Below are 16,498 nucleotides of genomic sequence, written 5' to 3'. Positions count from 1 at the left end.
CCCGACGAACAAGAAACAGGAGTCTGCCAATGGCAGAGAAGGACAAGCGCTCCCGGCAGCCGAACGGCCGAAGCTCCATCTATCTCGGCAAGGACGGGAAGTGGCACGGCCGCGTGACCGTCGGCATTCGCGACGACGGCAAGCCGGACCGCCGTCACGTCGAACGCAAGACTCGCGCGGAAGTCACACACGCGGTACGGGAGTTGGAGAAGCAGCGAGAAGCCGCGACCGTACGCAAGCCGGGAAAGCCCTGGACGGTCAAGGCGTGGCTGACGCACTGGATCGAGAACGTTGCTCCACTCAGCGTGAGCGAGAACACGATGGTCGGCTACGGCGTGGCCGTGCGGAAGCATCTGATTCCCGGCCTGGGTGCCCACCGGCTCGACAAGCTGAATCCGGAGCACATCGAGATCTTCTACGCGAAGATGCAGGCCAACGGGAGCGCTGCCGCGACTGTTCACCAGATGCACCGGACGTTCCGAACCGCCCTCAACGAGGCCGTACGGCGTGGCCACCTCGGTAAGAATCCGGTGCGGTTGGCCAAAGCGCCGAGAGTGCGCGAGCAAGAGGTAGAGCCGTACAACGTGGAGGAGGTCCGTCGCATACTGCGTGCAGCCGACGAGCGGCGCAACGCGGCACGGTGGGCCGTCGCGCTGGCGCTCGGCTTGCGGCAGGGTGAAGCGCTCGGCCTCAAGTGGACGGATGTGGACCTGAACAGAGGGGTCCTCATGGTCCGCCGTAGCCGTCGGCGTCCCCGTTACGCCCACGGGTGCGGAGGCGCCTGCGGCCGTAAAGCCGGGTACTGCTTGGAGCGAAAGCGGGTCAACCCGGAGACCGCCGACACGAAATCACGCGCTGGCCTTCGGGCGGTTGGCCTCCCTCCACAGCTTGTGGGTCTGCTCCGCACGCACAGGATTCGTCAGGATGCCGAGCGCGTAGCGGCAGGTGACGCATGGTCGGATGAGGGTTGGCTGTTCGCGACGAGAACCGGCCGGGGCACGTCGACCCGTATCGACTACGACGAGTGGAAGGAGCTGCTGCGGGACGCCAAGGTCCGAGACGCCCGTCTTCACGACGCCCGTCATACGGCCGCGACGGTCCTGCTCATCCTCGGAGTGCCCGAACGCGCCGTCATGGGGCTCATGGGGTGGTCGTCGACCGCCATGGCTGCGAGGTATCAGCACATGGTCGACTCGGTGAGAACCACCGTGGCCGAGCAGGTGGATGGGCTGATCTGGAAGCAGCAGAAGTAGGCACGGGATAGCTTTGGGGAAGGGCGAAGCATACCAGGAGTAGGGCGGATCGCGCCCTACTCCTGGTTAACTGGAGGGTAGATGCAGCAAAACTGCGCCGCAGCAGACCCTGGAAGGTAGCACTACTACATGCATCACATTTTTCTGCCATTCCCCAGGCGCTGGCTGTCCTCGCATTTACACAACCACTACAATAAGGAAATTGCGGATGGCTTGAGCCTACTGTGTCGCGATACTGAAATTCCCGCATCGATCGAAAGAATTACAAGGGGATGGATTACTGCGACAGTGAGGGTAACCCCCGGGCGCGCATACCGGGCAGCCACGGGGGTCATTCTTATCCCTCTCTACGGTTTCAATCATATTACCGCCGAAACATGGGAAGCATGGCTTTATATAACACAGAAGATGAGAAGGGCAGGAAATTACCAGTTCAATGCAATTGAACCAGAATACCTGTCCACACTTGACCGCCTTACGTATTTTTCGATTCTCGCATTGCTGGTATTTTATGCATTCGGATCAATTGCGAAGGTACTGAGCCCAGATGGCGATACGGCGTCGCATTCGATGAGCAGATCTGGATATTGGCGATCGACCGAAAGGCAGTATCGGGGTTCCGTGATCATATACAAGAGGGCCGCCATTTGTGGCATTGCTTCTCAATATGACACGCTGAGTCGCTCTCATCTAGTTGCCAGGGCCCAATCACTTACTCTCATTGAACGCGAAATTCGCAAAGGGTGGAAAATTCGAAATCAACTGCATCATATTCCTCGCCATGAGCGTGTTAGGTTGAGACGTCACGCAGGTGCAGTGATAACTGTCCTGCGGACTCAGGCTGCCCTGATAGATGAAAATCCACAAACAGGTTTGCGCGACCTTGGTCTGACATTGATTTCGGTGGCAGAGCGATGCGCGGAGGGGCGTTTCGGCGCGCTCATGGACGAGGCTCGGCTGCAAGGGGTGAGTCCTGCTCGCGACTTGGAAGCACTCCGCATCGTCGCTGTGGCTCTGGTGGTCGGTGGATTTGCAGTGACAGCGGCGTTACTCAACGTGCCAGCGGCGATCGCTGCGCCGTTGACTAGCGCCGTCGGCGCGATCTCTGTAGCGGTTGCCTACCGGGGTGCAGCGCGAGCGGGGATGGAGAACCTCGGTGTCCTCTTGGGAGGGCGTTGACGGTCGAGGTCAGCCACGCTCAGCGCAACTGAGACGGAAACTGAGACGGACACGACGTAGGGCCGGACCCTCTGGGGGTCCGGCCCTACGTTCGTGGTGCTCAGAGCGGTAGCGGTGGGATTTGAACCCACGGAGAGCTTGCACCCTCACTCGCTTTCGAGGCGAGCTCCTTCGGCCGCTCGGACACGCTACCGAGAGGAAGCTTAGCCCACCGGGGGCCGTGGCTCGAAATCGGTATCCCGGGCGGCGGTCGGGGCCGTCGGGGCGGGGGTGTCGGGGCCCGGGGCGGGGGTGGGGTCCGCCGGTGTCGGGGTGGCCGAGGGCGGGTTGGGGCCGCGGAAGAAGTCCGTCAGCAGGCGTCCGCACTCCGGGGCGAGCACGTCGTTCACGACCTCCGGGCGGTGGTTGAGCCGCCGGTCGCGTACGACGTCCCAGAGGGAGCCCGCGGCGCCCGCCTTGACGTCGCGGGCGCCGTAGACGACGCGGTCGACGCGGGCGAGTACGGCCGCGCCCGCGCACATCGTGCACGGCTCCAGCGTGACCACGAGGGTGCAGCCGTTCAGCCGCCAGCCGCCGCGGGCGCGGGCGGCGGCGCGGAGGGCGACGAGTTCGGCGTGGCCCGTGGGGTCGCCCACGGCCTCGCGTACGTTGTGGCCGCGGCCGAGTACGGCGCCGTCGGGGCCGAGTACGACGGCGCCGACCGGTACGTCGCCGGTCGCGGGCGCCCGTACGGCCTCGTCCAGCGCGAGGCGCATGGGCGCGTGCCAGGGCGCGCGTACGGGGTCGTCGTCGTGGCGGTCGTGGCGGTCGTCGCCGTCCTGTCCGGCAGGGGGGCGGCCGTTGTCGTGGTGGTCGTTCATCGTTCCGTTTCCGGCGGGCGGGGGCGCCGCGCCGTTCCGTCGCCCGCCGGAGCGGGTGTCACCGAGGGGCTCCGGGGCCCGTCCCGGACGGCCCGGGTCCCGGGCCGTCCGCCGCCGTCCGCCCTCACCGGCACGCGCCCGGCACGCGCCCGGCACGCCGCCCGCCTAGCGCACCGCTTCCAGCATGTCCGGGCAGCCCAGCGCATCGGCGATGCTGCCCAGGGCGTCCTCGGCGGTGAGGTTCAGAACGGTCTTCTCCTCCATGCCGAGGTCCGTCAGCAGGTCCGCGTCCCCGATCGGCCCGGCGCGCACCGCGTCGCCGGGGGCGGCGTCGGGGTCGGCGGCGGTGTCCGCGTCGCCGTCGCCGTCGGCCGGTTCCCCGTCCTCGGTGCCGTCGAGGTCGACGAGTTGTTCGAGGACGGCGGGGTCCTCCGGTTCGCGGCCGAGGAGGTCGTCGGAGAGCAGGATCTCGCCGTACGAACTCCGCATGGCGGCGGCCGCGTCGGAGACGAAGACGCGGGGGTCGTCCTCTCCGTCGACGCGTACGACGCCGAACCAGGTGCCGTCCTGCTCGATGCAGACCAGTACCGTCTCGTCGTCGGACGCGGCCTCCCGGGCCAGGTCGGCGAGGTCCGCGAGGGTCTCCACCTCGTCGAGCTCCGTGTCACTCGCTTCCCACCCGTCTTCGGTGCGAGCGAGCAGTGCGGCGATATACACCGTGACTCTCCCACTGGTTTCCGTGTGTCGAGTGTCGGCGGGAACCGTGCCCCCGCCCTGTCGAATCGTGGCAGAAACGGAGGCTTCGCGAAGGGTCTTCGCGTGTGCGTCGGGGCGGTCTTTTCCCGGAGGACCGTCCCCGGCTCACCCGCTTCACCAGCGAAACGTCCGCATTCTCATGTGCTGCCGCATACGCGCCGCTCGGGCGCGGCGCGGCTGCACGCGGTCGCGCAGTTCCTTGGCGTCGTCCAGCTCCCGCAGGAAGCGCGCCCGCCGCCGCAACCGGTCCGCGTCCTCGGCGGTACGGCGGGCTTCGGACGGGTGTCCTTCGGAAGCTCTGCTGGGTTCGGGCATTTGCACACCTCCGGGCGTACATGCCTACTTTCCCCCGAGTCGGCGCTCGTACGCCAGCCTCGGCACCGACTCGTTCTCCGTTAATGTCGTGGGCATGCGCATCCACGTTGCCGACCACCCGCTGGTGGCGCACAAGCTGAGCACCCTGCGCGACGAGCGCACCGACTCGCCGACTTTCCGGCGCCTGGCCGACGAGTTGGTGACCCTGCTCGCGTACGAGGCCACGCGCGACGTGCGTACGGAGCCGGTGGAGATCACCACCCCCGTGACGGCGACGACGGGCGTACGGCTGACGCACCCGCGTCCGCTCGTCGTACCGATCCTGCGGGCGGGGCTCGGCATGCTGGAGGGCATGACGCGGCTGCTGCCGACGGCGGAGGTGGGTTTCCTCGGGATGATCAGGGACGAGGAGACGTTGCAGCCGTCGACGTACGCGACGCGGATGCCGGACGACCTCTCCGGGCGGCAGGTCTACGTACTCGACCCGATGCTCGCGACGGGCGGCACGCTGGTCGTGGCCATCAACGAGCTGATCGCGCGCGGCGCCGACGACGTGACCGCGCTCTGCCTGCTGGCCGCGCCGGAGGGCGTCGCCCTGATGGAGCGCGAGTTGGCGGGTACGCCGGTCACGGTCGTCACGGCGGCGGTGGACGAGCGGCTGAACGAGGCCGGGTTCATCGTGCCGGGGCTGGGCGACGCGGGCGACCGCATGTACGGCACCGCGGGCTGACGGGGCTGACCGGGACGACCCGCCGGTGCGGCGGGTCAGCGGTACGGCGGGTTCAGCAGCTCGGCGACGGCTTCGGCTCGGACAGGGCCGCGATCGCGCGCGTCGCCGTCTTCGCCGGGGTGAGCTTCTTGTACGCGTCACCGAGCACCAGGTCGACGTCGGCACCCTTGCGCTCGTCGTAACGGGTGTCGGCGCCGGACAGGTGGCTGCCGAGCACCTCGAAGCGGGCGGAGGTGTCGGGGCCGGTGGCGCCGATGAGGAGGCCGCTGCCCTTGACCTTCTTGTCGAGCGCCTTCGGCGCGTTGCTGACCTCTCCGACCTTGAAGCCGCGCTTCTTCAACTCGGCGGCGGTGTCGGCGGCGAGGCCGCTGCGGGCGGTGGCGTTCAGGACGTTGACCGTGATCCCGGCGGGCTTCGGCACGCCCGTCAGCTCGGACTTCCCGCCCGCCGTCCCGCGCTGGCCACCCGTACGGGTGCCGGTCTCGCCGCCGGGGCCCGTGCCGACCTGCTTCCCGGCGGACTTGTCGGAGTCTCCGGACGAGCCGTCGGCACCGCCGGGCTTGTGGTCCTGCGCGGTGCACTCCCGAGCCCCGTCGCCGCTCCGCCCGGCCGCCTCGGCCGTACTGCCGCCGCCGCCCGTGAAGACGTCCACGAGCTGGACTGTCCCCCAGCCGACGAGTCCCGTGGCCAGGGCGGCGGTGGCCGTGGCGAGAACGATTCTGCGTCGGTTGCGGGGGCGGTGCATGCGCGGATAGCGGTCACCCTTGATGCGGTACGGACCGCCCATGCCGGGGGGAGTGAGCATGCTCATGTGCGCAGAGTAATCCGCGGGCGGGAAGATGCCTACCAGATGATCTGCGGCGAGTTGCTCAGTTCAGCCGTTTATCCCATTTCGAGGACGCGCGCGTGCAGCACCTGCCGCTGCTGGAGCGCGGCGCGGACGGCGCGGTGCAGCCCGTCCTCCAGGTAGAGGTCGCCCTGCCACTTCACGACGTGGGCGAACAGGTCGCCGTAGAACGTGGAGTCCTCGGCCAGGAGCGTCTCCAGGTCGAGCTGGCCCTTGGTCGTGACGAGCTGGTCAAGACGCACCGGGCGTGGGGCGACGTCCGCCCACTGGCGGGTGCTCTCCCGGCCGTGGTCCGGGTACGGCCGCCCGTTTCCGATTCGCTTGAAGATCACACGGAAAGCCTACCGGGCAAGCGGTGTCAGGCGCAGCCATGCGGCGACAGCTCTCCGTCGCGTACGGGCGCGGGAGCGTCTTCCGCGCGCCGGGCGGCGCGGCGGGAGCGGGCGGTACGGGAGGGCGCGGCGGCCGTCGCGGTCGTACCCGAAAGAGTGGCGCGGGGTCGCCCCTCGCCGTGCGCCGCACGCCCGCAGCGGCCCCAACGGGCCTGCCGGGAGCGGGAGTCGGCGCCCGCGCGGAGGGGCGGCGCGGACGGCGTACGTGTTCGAGTTGCCGGGTGGTGGGCGCGGGTGTGCCCTGGTAGGGGCGGACGGCGGGGGACGACGAGAGGAGCCCGTCATGCACGCACACGCGCAAGCGCGTGCCCCCGCGCTCGTACGCGCGCCGGGGCCGCGGACGGAACGGCGGCACGGCGCCGCGTGGTGGACGCTGCCGCTGCTGGCCGGTGTCGCGTACGGGGCGTACGCCTGGTTCCTCGCGCGCGACGAACGGTTCACCACCGCGGCCACCGTGGTCGGCCTGGTGTCGGGCGTGCTGGCCGCGCTCGTGCTGGCGGCGCTCGCCGCCGTACGGCCGTCGGTGCCGGCGGAGCCGCGGGCCGCCGGGTACGGGGCGGCGTGCGGGATCGGCGTCGGCTACCTCTCCGCCCTGACCGGGCCGAGCGTGCTGTGGTCGTCGGTGCTGGGGCTCCTGGTCGCGGCGGGCGTCGCCCCGGCGGTCCTCTACCGCCTCTCCACGCGCCAGGACTGACCGGGCACGCGGTCGGCGCCGTCCAGGCGCGCGGTCACCAGCGGGGGCCGCTGCCGTCGCGCGGGTCGTACGGGTCGCGCGGCAGCTCCTGGCGCGCGTCGAGGTGCGGGTCGAACGGCCGGAAGCGGGCGGCCGGATCGTGCGCCGCGTAGGGCCCGTCGGGCCCGTCGGGGTCGCCGGGACCGCCGGGGCCCGCGGGGGTCTCCGGGTACGGGTCGTACGGGGCGGGTTCGTACGGCTGCGGGGTCTCGTACGGCGCGGAACCGGCGTACGGCGCCGGGGTGCTGCTTGTACGGCGGGCGCCGTGGGCGCGGGCCGCCGCGAGGGCCAGGCCCAGCAGGCCGCCGCCCATGAGGATCGTGCCGAGTGTCCGGAGGTCGACCCACGGACTGTCCCAGGTGATGGCGTACCTGAGGACGGCGCCGACCATCGTCAGCGCGAGTCCGGCCGCTGCGCTCATGGCGGTGACTCCTTGGCTCGCCGGTGCCGCGCGCGGGGGTGCGGTCGCGGCCCCCCAAGCCAAGGCGCGTACGGGCGGGTGTGCGAGCGGAGCGGGTGCAGCGGAGTGACGGGCGGGCGCCGCGGGCGGGCGGGCGCCGCCCGGATCACCGCCGGGTGCGGGTGCGGGGCGGGTCGACCGCCGGTACGGGCCCGGGTGCGGTGGCGGGCACGGCCTTCGGCGTGGTCGCCGCCGCGGCCGCCGCGATGGCCGTCGCGGTGGCCGCGGCGCGCGACGCGGGCCGCCCGGCCCCGCGCCCGCGTCCGCGCGCGGACGTGCCCGCCTCCGCGCCCCGCGACGCCCCGTGGCCGATCGCGCCGTCCTCGGCCTCCGCGAGCATCGCGCCCATCGCCGCGAGGACGCCGGGCGCCACCCGGTAGTACACCCACGTACCGCGCCGCTCGGACGTCAGGAGTCCGGCCTCGCGCAGCTTCTTGAGGTGGTGGGAGACCGTCGGCTGGGAGACCCCGACGTCGCCGAGGTCGCAGACGCACGCCTCGCCGCCGGGGTGCGACGCGACGCGGGAGAAGAGGAGGACGCGGGCCGGGTCGGAGAGCGCCTTGAACGTCGCCGCCATGGTCGCCGCGTCCGCGAGCGACAGGCCGGGTTCGACGAGGGGCGGGCAGCGCGGAACGGCGGGTTCGGAGGGTGGCGGCTCCGTCGCTTTCGGCATGGACCTATGTTGACACTTGTCGATACAGGCGCCAAATCGGGCATGGTCACCAGTCCGTCGCCGGACGGTGACAGGAGGTACGCGCCGCACGGGAGGACGCGCCCGCGAAGAGGAGGGTTGCCTCGAATTCACGGGAATTATCGCCCCCGATGGCGTGCTCTGGCCGTAAATGCCTCTTCTGCCGCCAGGTAATGTACTGGTCAAGCAACGGGTTCCACACGGCTGTGCGGTGTGCGAGGCGGGGGCCGACAGCCCGTTCCCGAGGCGGGGGTCGGGCGGTTCCGCCCGGCCCGGCGCCACGGGACGCGGGGTCGTCCGCGGCCGTGCGGGAGCGTTCCGGCGGGGGCGTCACGGGGCGGGAACTCCCGTGCCGTACGCACCCGTCGGTGCGCCCCCGCACACCAGGGTCCGTACGCGAGCCGTGCGCCCGCACCACACGGGTCCGTACGCGGTGCCGCGCGAGCGGTTCCACGGGGCGCCCGCCGGGGTCCGCCGTACGTGTACCGGACAGCCCACGCGGAAACGTTCAACGGAACAGCGAACTGCCACGTCCACTTGGAGCCCCGTATGGAGCGCACCGCCCACCCCCGCAAGACCAGCCTGCCCGGGGTCGGCGCCCGCTACGACCTCAGCACCGACGCGGGGCACCACCTGTCCGTGGTCGTGCACCAGGACGGGCGCCGCATCCTCGCCTTCCACGACCCCGAGGACGACGACGCCTGCAAGGACGCCGCCCCGCTCGCGCCCCACGAGGCGACCGTGCTGGCCAAACTCCTCACCCCCGACCCGGTCGCGCACCTCAAGCAGCACGTCGAGATCGACCTCGTCACCGAGCACATCCCGGTGACGGCCAAGTCGCCGTACAGCGGCCGGACCCTCGGTGACACGCAGGTGCGGTCGCGCACCGGCGCGTCGATCGTCGCCGTACTGCGCCGCACGTCCGCAGAACCGTCCCCCACCCCCGACTTCCGTTTCGCCACCGGCGACGTCCTCGTCGTCGTCGGCACTCGCGAGGGCGTCGACGCCGTCGCCGAACTGATCGCCGGAGGATAGAAGCCCGTGCACGACACCACCGCCCTGCTCATCGAACTCGGTGCAGTCATCCTCGGCCTGGGCATCCTCGGCCGCTTCGCCGTACGCATCGGCTTCTCACCGATCCCGCTCTACCTGCTGGCGGGGCTCGCGTTCGGCCACGGCGGGCTGCTGCCGATGGGCGCGAGCGAGGAGTTCATCGCGACCGGCGCGGAGATCGGCGTCATCCTGCTGCTGCTCCTGCTCGGATTGGAGTACAGCGCGTCCGAGCTGGTGACGACGCTCAAGACGCAGTACCCGTCGGGGGCGGTGGACTTCGGGCTGAACGCCCTGCCCGGTGCCGCCGCCGCGCTCATCCTGGGCTGGGGCCCGGTGGCGGCGGTGGCCCTGGCCGGTGTCACCTGGATCTCGTCGTCCGGCGTGATCGCGAAGGTGCTCGGCGACCTCGGACGCCTCGGCAACCGCGAGACACCCGTCATCCTCGGCGTCCTCGTCCTCGAGGACCTGGCGATGGCCATCTACCTGCCGATCCTCACCGCCCTGCTGGCCGGGGTCAGCCTGGCGGGCGGCAGCCTCACCGTACTGATCTCGCTGGGCACTGTGAGCGCCGTCCTGTACGTCGCGCTGCGGCACGGACGGCTCATCAGCAAGGCCGTCTCGTCGGACAACCCGGAGATGCTGCTGCTCGTCGTCCTCGGGCTGACGCTGCTGGTCGCGGGTGTGGCGCAGGACCTCCAGGTGTCGGCGGCGGTCGGCGCGTTCCTCGTCGGCATCGCGCTGTCGGGGGAGGTCGCGGAGGGCGCGTTCAACATCCTGACGCCGCTGCGCGACCTGTTCGCCGCCGTCTTCTTCGTCTTCTTCGGCCTGAACACCGACCCGACCGACATCCCGCCGGTGCTGGTGCCCGCGCTGATCCTGGCGCTGGTGTCGGTCTGCACGAAGATCGCGACGGGCTGGTACGCGGCGCGGCGCGCGGACATCGGTACGAAGGGCCGCTGGCGGGCCGGTGGCACGCTGGTGGCGCGCGGCGAGTTCTCCATCGTCATCGCGGGGCTGGCGGTCGCGGAGGAGCCGCGGATCGGTTCGCTGGCCACGGCGTACGTGCTGATCCTGGTCATCCTCGGGCCGCTGACGGCGCGTTGGACGGAGCCGCTGGCGCGGCGCTTCGGGAAGTCGAAGCCGTCGACCCCGGTGAACCCGGCGACGGCGGCGGCCGGTGCCGCGGCGGCGGAGGCCGTCGAGGAGGCGAGGACCGGCGCGGAGGCGGGGGGTTCGGACACCGGGGCGGACCGCGCGGGAGCGGACGCGGGTACGGGCGCCGGTACGGGTACGGGGAGCGCCGACGACGGTGGCTCCGGGGCGGTCGGCGCCGTCGGTGCCGAGCCCGCGTCGGACCCGGCGTCCAGCGGCACGCACGGCTGACCCGCGACTGACTCGCGGCGGCCCGTACGGGACGGGGGTCCGTACGGGCCGAGTCGTGCGGGCGGGGGCGTACGTACGGGTTGCCCGCGCGTCAGTCGCCGCCCCCGCCGCCCCCGCTGTCGCCCCCTCCCCCGTCGCTTCCGCCGCCTCCGTCACCGCCTCCGCCGTCTCCCCCTTCGCCGCCACCCCAGCCGTCGTCCGCGGCACCCGGACCGGAGTCCCCGCGTCCGGACCCCACCCCCGTGAACCACGGCTCGCCCCACAGCTCCGGGTCGCCGGGCCGTTCCCGCCCGCCGTGGTCGGGGAAGCGGACGGTGCCGGTGCTGTCGCCCAGCCCGAACGCCACCGCGAGCGCGTGCGCCACCACCTCGTCCACCGGCTCCGTGTCCCCGTACGCCACGTCCGCCAGCGGCAGCAGCGGCGCGCGTCCGACCGGCCGGTCGGGGCGGGTGAGCACCGCGACCCGTACGCCGTCGCGCAGGAGCCGGGAGCTGCGCCTGACGTGTTCCCGCAGCTCCCACCGGCGGTGGCCGCAGACGAGGGTCACGCGGTCCCGCGCCAGCACGCGGCCGGTCTCGACGGTCAGTACGGCGGGCTCGCCGTCGAGGGCGAACTCCAGGTTGCGGGACGGGTTCCGGCGGTCCAGGGAGACACCGTGGGGCGCGCGCAGCCGTACGGTGGGCGCGCCCTCCGCCCACACGTCCGCGCGCGCGGAGCGCCGGTCCACCGCGACCGTCACCGGGCCGTGGCTGCCGGGCGCGGTGCGCCGGGCGATCCACAGCGGTACGCCGACCGCGCGCGCCGCGGCGGCGAGCCGTCCGATCTCCTCGGGGCCGCCGGAGCGGTGCACGGCGAGTTCGCCCAGTGTCCGCGCGAACTCGGCGGCGCGGCGCGGCTTCAGGAGCGTCGACGAGCCGGAGACGCGGGTGACCGGGACGCTGCCGCGGGCCTCGGGGAGGTGCGCGAGCGGGCGTTCGGCGCCTGCGGCGCCGAGCCAGCCGCCGCGGAGGTAGGCGTCGGCCATGGCGGGCAGGTTGAGTTCGTCGAGCGGCGTGCGGCGGGGGCCGGAGCGCAGCTCCGCGGCGTCGAGCCGTACGAGCCGGGCGAACGGGTTCCGGGAAGTCTCCGTGTACAGGTGTCCGTCGCTCATCCCCGCGCCCCCTCGTCGTCCGTCCCGCCCGACCGCGCGCGGCGGGGCGCTTCCCGTACGGGGACGCCCGCCGCGCGCGGCCCGGTTGCGGAGGGCGTCGCGTACGGGCGGGGGCAAGGGTGCGTGAACGGGCGGGAACGGGGGCGTGCACGCGTCGTGGGGGAGCGTCCGCATCCGGCCGCCGGAGGGTGCGCGCCGGGGTGGTCGCCGGTCCCGTTTCGGCCGTCGAAATCCGCAAATGCCCTGGCCGGGAAGGGTGTCGGGGGCTCTGGATGTCCGGCCGACATCCGTGGCAGGATGCCCCGGCCGGGACGGCCTACGATTCCGGATCACCGTGAGGAGACGACGTGTCCGAGGCGCCCGTGGAGCTCAGGGACGACGAGATAGAGGCGCGGTTGCGGGAGTTGCCGGGCTGGACGCGGGTGGGGCACGAGATCGCCCGCTCGTTCCGCATCCCGTTCGACGGCGGCGTGGCGATGGTGGTGCACGTCGCCGACGTGGTGCGGCGGATGGGGCACCACGCGGACGTCGACCTCCGCTTCGAGCTGGTGCGGTTCGGCGTCACCACACGCGCGGCGGGCAGCAGGCTGACGGAGGCGGACTTCGACGTCGCCCGCCGTATCGACCGCATCGCGGCGGCCCACGACGCGGGCGCGCCGTGACGCCCTGACGCCGTGACCCCGCTGCTCGCCTCGACCGCCCGCCTCACCCGGTTTTCGGCCTCCGCTCGCGCGGAGGCCGAAGAACCTACGGGTCGGGCTGCCGCAGCGGGATGGTGCCGCGCGCGCGGTGGCCGTCCAGCACCGCCCTGTTGACCGGGGGCCGGGGCGCGGGGGTGGCTGCTGTCAGCTTGATGACAGCTCGCGGTGACGTCCCCCGACTCAGACCTTCTCCTGCTTGGCTCCCGGGGGCAGGAGACACGGCGTGCTCACCGAGAAGAGCAAACTCTCCGAGGAGGGGAGCCCTTCGACCGCGACGCTGAATCCGTCCTTCCGGCTGACGGCTTCGAGGATCACCGAGGGCTCGTCGCCCTGGAGTTCCTGGTATCCGGTGATCTCGTAACCGCGCTCCTCCAACGCCTCCCGCACCCGCCCCACCGCCGTCGCGTGGTCGGCGACGGGCAGCGGCGCGCGTACCGCGTAGTCCATGGAGAAGCGGCCGTCGCCCGCGGTCTCACCGTTCTTTCCCGTACACCCCTGGACCTTCGGACGCTCGGTGCTGTCGTCCACCATGACGCGCGCGGAACGGGCCATCGACGCCGCGAAGTGCCGCGCCCACGCCTCGCTCTTCTTCTCGCTCATGACGGGCAGGGGCTCGTTGGGCTCGTCCTTCTCGGACACGCAACCTCCCAGCAGGAATGACAGCAGGACTGCTCCACCGGCCACGCGGAGGGCTGACGGTCGTACGGAAGAACGCATGTTGGCCCAACGGATCGGAGCGGTTAATCGATGACAGGATGGTGGCCGTCGGGGCCGATGTCGACGGGCTTGTGCGCCACCCCCCGTTCGTAGAAGGGCCCGAGTTCCGGCTTCAGCCCGGCAATGATTCTCCCTTGGTTACGGAGACTGGCGCGGTCCTCGTCCCAGTAACTGCTGTGGCCCCCGTCGTTGACCTTCATGGGCTGGCCACCGAAGTCCGTCATGGCCGGGTTCTCCCCCAGGGTGAAACCCGCCAGGTGCTTCACCACGGGGTCCTGTTGGGTCGACCCGATCCACACGTGCCGCGGATCCACCTGGAGTTCGGCCGCGTGGTCCACGCCCATGCCCGGACTGCCCAGAGCGATGATCTCATCGGCATCGAGACCCTGCCCCTCTCGCGCCGCGACACCGATCGTCGTCGTGCCATAGCTGTGCCCGACGACGGTGAGATGCCCTGGGGAATCCTCGCGGGCCTGCCGTAGCCCCTCAGTGAAACTCCTGAGGTCTCGGGCTCCCTCCTCCGCCCGGCCCTGACCTGCCACGTCGCGATTCACCTCGGGAGGTCCGTGGTCGTCGGCGGGACCGAACTCGGGAGCGTCGTAACCGAGCCAGCTGATCGTGGAGACGCTTTCGCCGGGAGCCCGGTCCATGGCCGCGTCCTGCAACTTGCTGACCCGTTCGATCTGTCCGTCGAGCCCTTCGATCTCCGTGTTCGTGCCCGGGACGAAGACCGCTGTGTGGTCGGCCGCGTCCGGGTCACCCAGAGCCACGACCGCCTTGCCGTCCCCGCTCGCGTCGAAGTCCAGAACGTACAGCTTCTTGTGCTGCGGAACCGCCCTTCCTTCGAAAGGGTCGTCGATCCGCTGCATCGCCGTGATCGCCCTGTCCAGATAGTCCTTGCGGGCGCCGTACTTCGCGTTCCAGTCCGTCCAGGCCGCCGTCTGCACCGCCGCCGGGTACGACCCGTTCGGGTTGGGGGCGTACCGCGCGGGTTCCGGTGGGATCGCGGCCCGTTCCAGCTCGTACGTGCCGCGCGTCTCGGCCAGTACCGTACGGTTCGCCTCGTCGCGGACCGTGGCGGGGACGCCGTCCAAGCGGCCGACGCTCGCCGGGTCGAGTGTGACGTACGCGTCCCGCTCCTCGGCGGTCAGGCCCCGCCACCACTCGGCGTTCTCCTTCGGAGTGCCGTCGGACGGTGGACCGTTGATGTCGGCGAGGTAGTCGGCGGCGCCCTTCCGTACGGCGCTCAGGTCGCGGCCCGCGTCGGCCCAGTCGGCGTGCGAGACCGTGAGATCGTCGTCCGCACGGAGTTTGCGGAGCTTCGGTGCCCACTTCTCGTCGGCCTCGGTGGCCTCCTGTACGGCGGTGGCGATGCGGTCGGCGTACGCGACAGCCGCGCCGTAGTGCGGGTTGGGGTGGGCGTGCGCCGCCTGCCGCTCCAGTGCGTCCGCCAGGTCACCCGCGGTGCCGCTGGGGTCGAGGGTCGGTGTGTCGGCTCCGGGTCCGCCGCCCGGCTCACCGTTCGACGTTCCCTTCGGTGTTCCCGTGACCGTCCCGCCCGCCGGGATCTCGCCGTCCACCGCGTCGCCACCCGCCGGGAAGGTCACCGAGCCGTCGGGGTTCACCGTGAGCTTCTGCGCCCGCGCGTCCGCCACCGCCCCGTCCAGCGTGGCCTTCGCGGCGCGGAAGTCGGCGGCGAGGGCACGCAGCGCGGCGCTCACGAGGCCGCACTCGACCTGCGCGTAGTGGAAGTTCCGCGAGAGCTGCCGGAGTTGGCCGAGTGCCGCGTCCCGAGCCTGTCCCGCGAGGTCGGTGCGCATGCGGGCGGTGATCTCATGGTCGATGTTGTCCTTGGCCTGCCCGGCCATTTCGCTGGTGCCGCGGTAGCCGCCCGCCGCGTCCTCGAACTCACCGGGGTCCAGGGCTTGGAGCGTCTGGTAGTCCACCGCGCGCTCAGCCTCCGTGCCCCGCGCCGTCGGACCGCATGCCCTTTTCGCCGCCGAGCGCCGGGGTGTCCCCGTACGCGTCGTCCAGCCGGTCGAACGCGCCCTTGGTGGCCGCCTCGTTGGCGTAGTGGTCCGTACCGGCCTTGTGCAGGCGGTCCTTGAGCACCCCGCAACGGGCGCTGACGTCGCCCAGGTAGCGTTTCCAGGAGGCGTACACGTCGCGCTGGGCCGCGGCGCTCGCCGTACGGCCCGTACGGGAAGCCGCGCCGATGCCCGTCTGGTCCTTCTCCAGGCCGGTGAGCGCGGTTTTGATGTTGCCGCGCAGGGAGTCGACGTCGCCTCCGGCGCGGGTCCAGGCGTTTCTCGACGACTTCAGGTCGCCGTCCGGGCCGGCGGGGTCACCGGCACCTCCGTGGTCACCGGCGTCCCCACCACCCTCCGTACCGGGCCGGGCCCCTTCGGCGTCGTCGGCCCCGGCGAGGGACATCCGTACGTCACCGGCTTCGCCGGGACCCTCGACGCCGCGCCCGCCGACGAGCCCCCAGATCGCGGAACCGCGTTCGTCCCCCATGCGCCCGCCCTCCCGTGGTCACTTCAGGTACGTACGGGCGGCAGCACCGCCAGGCCGAACGGGCTGGCCACCGCACCGGTCGAGCATTATGCCCCGGTGCGGGCACCGCGACCGCCCGCAGCCCTACCCGTCACCCCGCGTGCGTAAGCGTTCCCCCGCCCGTTCCGGCGTGCGGGCGCAGATGGCGCCGCGGCCGACGCCGCCCAGCACGGCGCGGGTCACCTCCTCCGGGAAGCCCGGGCCCGCCGGGCGGTGGCCGAACAGCACGCGGAAGAAGACCGGTGCGGCGAACAGGTCGAGCACCGTCTCCGGGTCGACGCCCGTACGGAGGTCGCCGCGCGCGCGGCCCTTCTCCAGGGACGCGTGGCACGCCTCCCGGCGCGGCTCCCACACGACGTCGAGGAAGGTCGCGCGCAGTTCCGGGTCGTCCGCGAGGTCGGCGATGAGGGCGGGCAGTACGTGGGCGAGGGCGGGGTCCGCGAGGCCCGTACGGAGGGCGTCGAGGTGTTCGACGATGTCGCAGTGGGTGCATCCGGTGTCGACGTCCACCACCCCGATGCGCTCCTCGGCCATGGCCGCGACGACCAGGTGCCGTCGGGTGCGCCAGCGGCGGCGGATGGCGGGTTTCGTGGTGCCCGCGCGTTGGGCGATGGCCTCCATGGTGAGGGCGGAGTAGCCGACCTCGCGCAGGAGGGCGGTGACGGCGGCCAGTACGGCGTGGTCGATGCGTTCGTCCCGCTGCCGTGCCATCGCTCTCTCCC

General features: G+C 71.7%; 18 protein-coding genes, 1 tRNA gene and 1 pseudogene. 7 read left to right on the top strand and 13 right to left on the bottom strand.

Going from position 1 to position 16,498, the window contains the following annotated elements:
• Positions 1–29 precede the first annotated feature (29 nt).
• Positions 30–1,253, top strand: coding sequence for a site-specific integrase (locus D7M15_RS15255; protein ID WP_121518015.1), 1,224 nt, complete (start codon positions 30–32; stop codon positions 1,251–1,253).
• Positions 1,254–1,382: 129 nt separating this feature from the next.
• Positions 1,383–2,432 carry a hypothetical protein gene (locus D7M15_RS28230; protein ID WP_127201753.1) on the top strand — a complete coding sequence of 350 codons (1,050 nt, stop codon included), beginning with the start codon at positions 1,383–1,385 and terminating at the stop codon, positions 2,430–2,432.
• Positions 2,433–2,538: 106 nt separating this feature from the next.
• Here D7M15_RS28230 and D7M15_RS15250 read toward each other — a convergent pair.
• From D7M15_RS15250 to D7M15_RS15235, 4 genes are all read right to left on the bottom strand, one after another.
• A tRNA-Ser gene (locus D7M15_RS15250) sits at positions 2,539–2,625 on the bottom strand.
• 10 nt (positions 2,626–2,635) lie between these two features.
• Positions 2,636–3,292 (bottom strand): nucleoside deaminase, encoded by a 657-nt coding sequence (locus tag D7M15_RS15245; RefSeq protein WP_121518014.1) that lies wholly within the window; start codon positions 3,290–3,292, stop codon positions 2,636–2,638.
• Between the two features lie 165 nt (positions 3,293–3,457).
• Positions 3,458–4,009: a hypothetical protein gene (locus D7M15_RS15240; protein ID WP_121518013.1), complete on the bottom strand. Its 552-nt coding sequence runs from the start codon at positions 4,007–4,009 to the stop codon at positions 3,458–3,460.
• A 153-nt stretch (positions 4,010–4,162) separates the two neighbouring features.
• On the bottom strand, positions 4,163–4,363 hold the full coding sequence (locus D7M15_RS15235; protein WP_121518012.1) for a hypothetical protein: 201 nt from the start codon (positions 4,361–4,363) through the stop codon (positions 4,163–4,165).
• Between the two features lie 94 nt (positions 4,364–4,457).
• Here D7M15_RS15235 and upp point away from each other — a divergent pair, with 94 nt between their 5' ends.
• On the top strand, positions 4,458–5,093 hold the full coding sequence (gene upp / locus D7M15_RS15230) for a uracil phosphoribosyltransferase (protein ID WP_121520819.1): 636 nt from the start codon (positions 4,458–4,460) through the stop codon (positions 5,091–5,093).
• Between the two features lie 52 nt (positions 5,094–5,145).
• On the opposite strand, the gene D7M15_RS15225 is transcribed toward upp, so the two are convergent.
• The gene (locus tag D7M15_RS15225; protein ID WP_240649318.1) at positions 5,146–5,904 is read right to left on the bottom strand and encodes a LytR C-terminal domain-containing protein; all 759 of its coding nucleotides are present in this window, start codon (positions 5,902–5,904) and stop codon (positions 5,146–5,148) included.
• Positions 5,905–5,975: 71 nt separating this feature from the next.
• On the bottom strand, positions 5,976–6,272 hold the full coding sequence (locus D7M15_RS15220) for a type II toxin-antitoxin system VapB family antitoxin (protein WP_014155093.1): 297 nt from the start codon (positions 6,270–6,272) through the stop codon (positions 5,976–5,978).
• Positions 6,273–6,615: 343 nt separating this feature from the next.
• Here D7M15_RS15220 and D7M15_RS15215 point away from each other — a divergent pair, with 343 nt between their 5' ends.
• Positions 6,616–7,026, top strand: a complete 411-nt coding sequence (locus D7M15_RS15215; protein ID WP_206337369.1) for a hypothetical protein — start codon at positions 6,616–6,618, stop codon at positions 7,024–7,026.
• Between the two features lie 34 nt (positions 7,027–7,060).
• Here the strand turns inward: D7M15_RS15215 and D7M15_RS15210 are convergent, their stop codons facing one another.
• Both D7M15_RS15210 and D7M15_RS28755 read right to left on the bottom strand, forming a co-directional pair.
• Complete coding sequence (locus tag D7M15_RS15210; RefSeq protein WP_121518011.1) at positions 7,061–7,486, bottom strand: hypothetical protein; 426 nt, start codon at positions 7,484–7,486, stop codon at positions 7,061–7,063.
• Between the two features lie 373 nt (positions 7,487–7,859).
• Positions 7,860–8,198: pseudogene (locus D7M15_RS28755) on the bottom strand (metalloregulator ArsR/SmtB family transcription factor); the annotation flags it as partial.
• A gap of 567 nt (positions 8,199–8,765) precedes the next feature.
• Here D7M15_RS28755 and D7M15_RS15200 point away from each other — a divergent pair.
• Complete coding sequence (locus D7M15_RS15200) at positions 8,766–9,251, top strand: TrkA C-terminal domain-containing protein (RefSeq protein WP_121518010.1); 486 nt, start codon at positions 8,766–8,768, stop codon at positions 9,249–9,251.
• A 6-nt stretch (positions 9,252–9,257) separates the two neighbouring features.
• Positions 9,258–10,652, top strand: coding sequence for a cation:proton antiporter (locus D7M15_RS15195; protein ID WP_121518009.1), 1,395 nt, complete (start codon positions 9,258–9,260; stop codon positions 10,650–10,652).
• A 91-nt stretch (positions 10,653–10,743) separates the two neighbouring features.
• Here D7M15_RS15195 and D7M15_RS15190 read toward each other — a convergent pair whose 3' ends face one another.
• On the bottom strand, positions 10,744–11,802 hold the full coding sequence (locus D7M15_RS15190; RefSeq protein ID WP_121518008.1) for a hypothetical protein: 1,059 nt from the start codon (positions 11,800–11,802) through the stop codon (positions 10,744–10,746).
• A 347-nt stretch (positions 11,803–12,149) separates the two neighbouring features.
• Between D7M15_RS15190 and D7M15_RS15185 the strand changes: the two genes are divergently transcribed.
• Positions 12,150–12,464, top strand: coding sequence for a 4a-hydroxytetrahydrobiopterin dehydratase (locus D7M15_RS15185; RefSeq protein WP_240649317.1), 315 nt, complete (start codon positions 12,150–12,152; stop codon positions 12,462–12,464).
• A 219-nt stretch (positions 12,465–12,683) separates the two neighbouring features.
• Here the strand turns inward: D7M15_RS15185 and D7M15_RS15180 are convergent, their stop codons facing one another.
• The 4 genes from D7M15_RS15180 to D7M15_RS15165 all read right to left on the bottom strand — a co-directional run bounded on the left by D7M15_RS15180 (position 12,684) and on the right by D7M15_RS15165 (position 16,487).
• Positions 12,684–13,142: a hypothetical protein gene (locus D7M15_RS15180; protein ID WP_121518007.1), complete on the bottom strand. Its 459-nt coding sequence runs from the start codon at positions 13,140–13,142 to the stop codon at positions 12,684–12,686.
• Between the two features lie 101 nt (positions 13,143–13,243).
• The gene (locus tag D7M15_RS15175; protein ID WP_121518006.1) at positions 13,244–15,166 is read right to left on the bottom strand and encodes an alpha/beta hydrolase; all 1,923 of its coding nucleotides are present in this window, start codon (positions 15,164–15,166) and stop codon (positions 13,244–13,246) included.
• Between the two features lie 7 nt (positions 15,167–15,173).
• Complete coding sequence (locus D7M15_RS15170) at positions 15,174–15,737, bottom strand: hypothetical protein (RefSeq protein WP_121518005.1); 564 nt, start codon at positions 15,735–15,737, stop codon at positions 15,174–15,176.
• A 123-nt stretch (positions 15,738–15,860) separates the two neighbouring features.
• On the bottom strand, positions 15,861–16,487 hold the full coding sequence (locus D7M15_RS15165) for a TetR/AcrR family transcriptional regulator (protein WP_121518004.1): 627 nt from the start codon (positions 16,485–16,487) through the stop codon (positions 15,861–15,863).
• Positions 16,488–16,498 lie beyond the last annotated feature (11 nt).

This window comes from Streptomyces sp. Z26 (assembly GCF_003665095.1).
Lineage (GTDB): Bacteria > Actinomycetota > Actinomycetes > Streptomycetales > Streptomycetaceae > Streptomyces > Streptomyces phytohabitans.
Note: the sequence above shows the minus strand (reverse complement) of the source record. Positions and strands in the feature narration are given on the sequence as shown.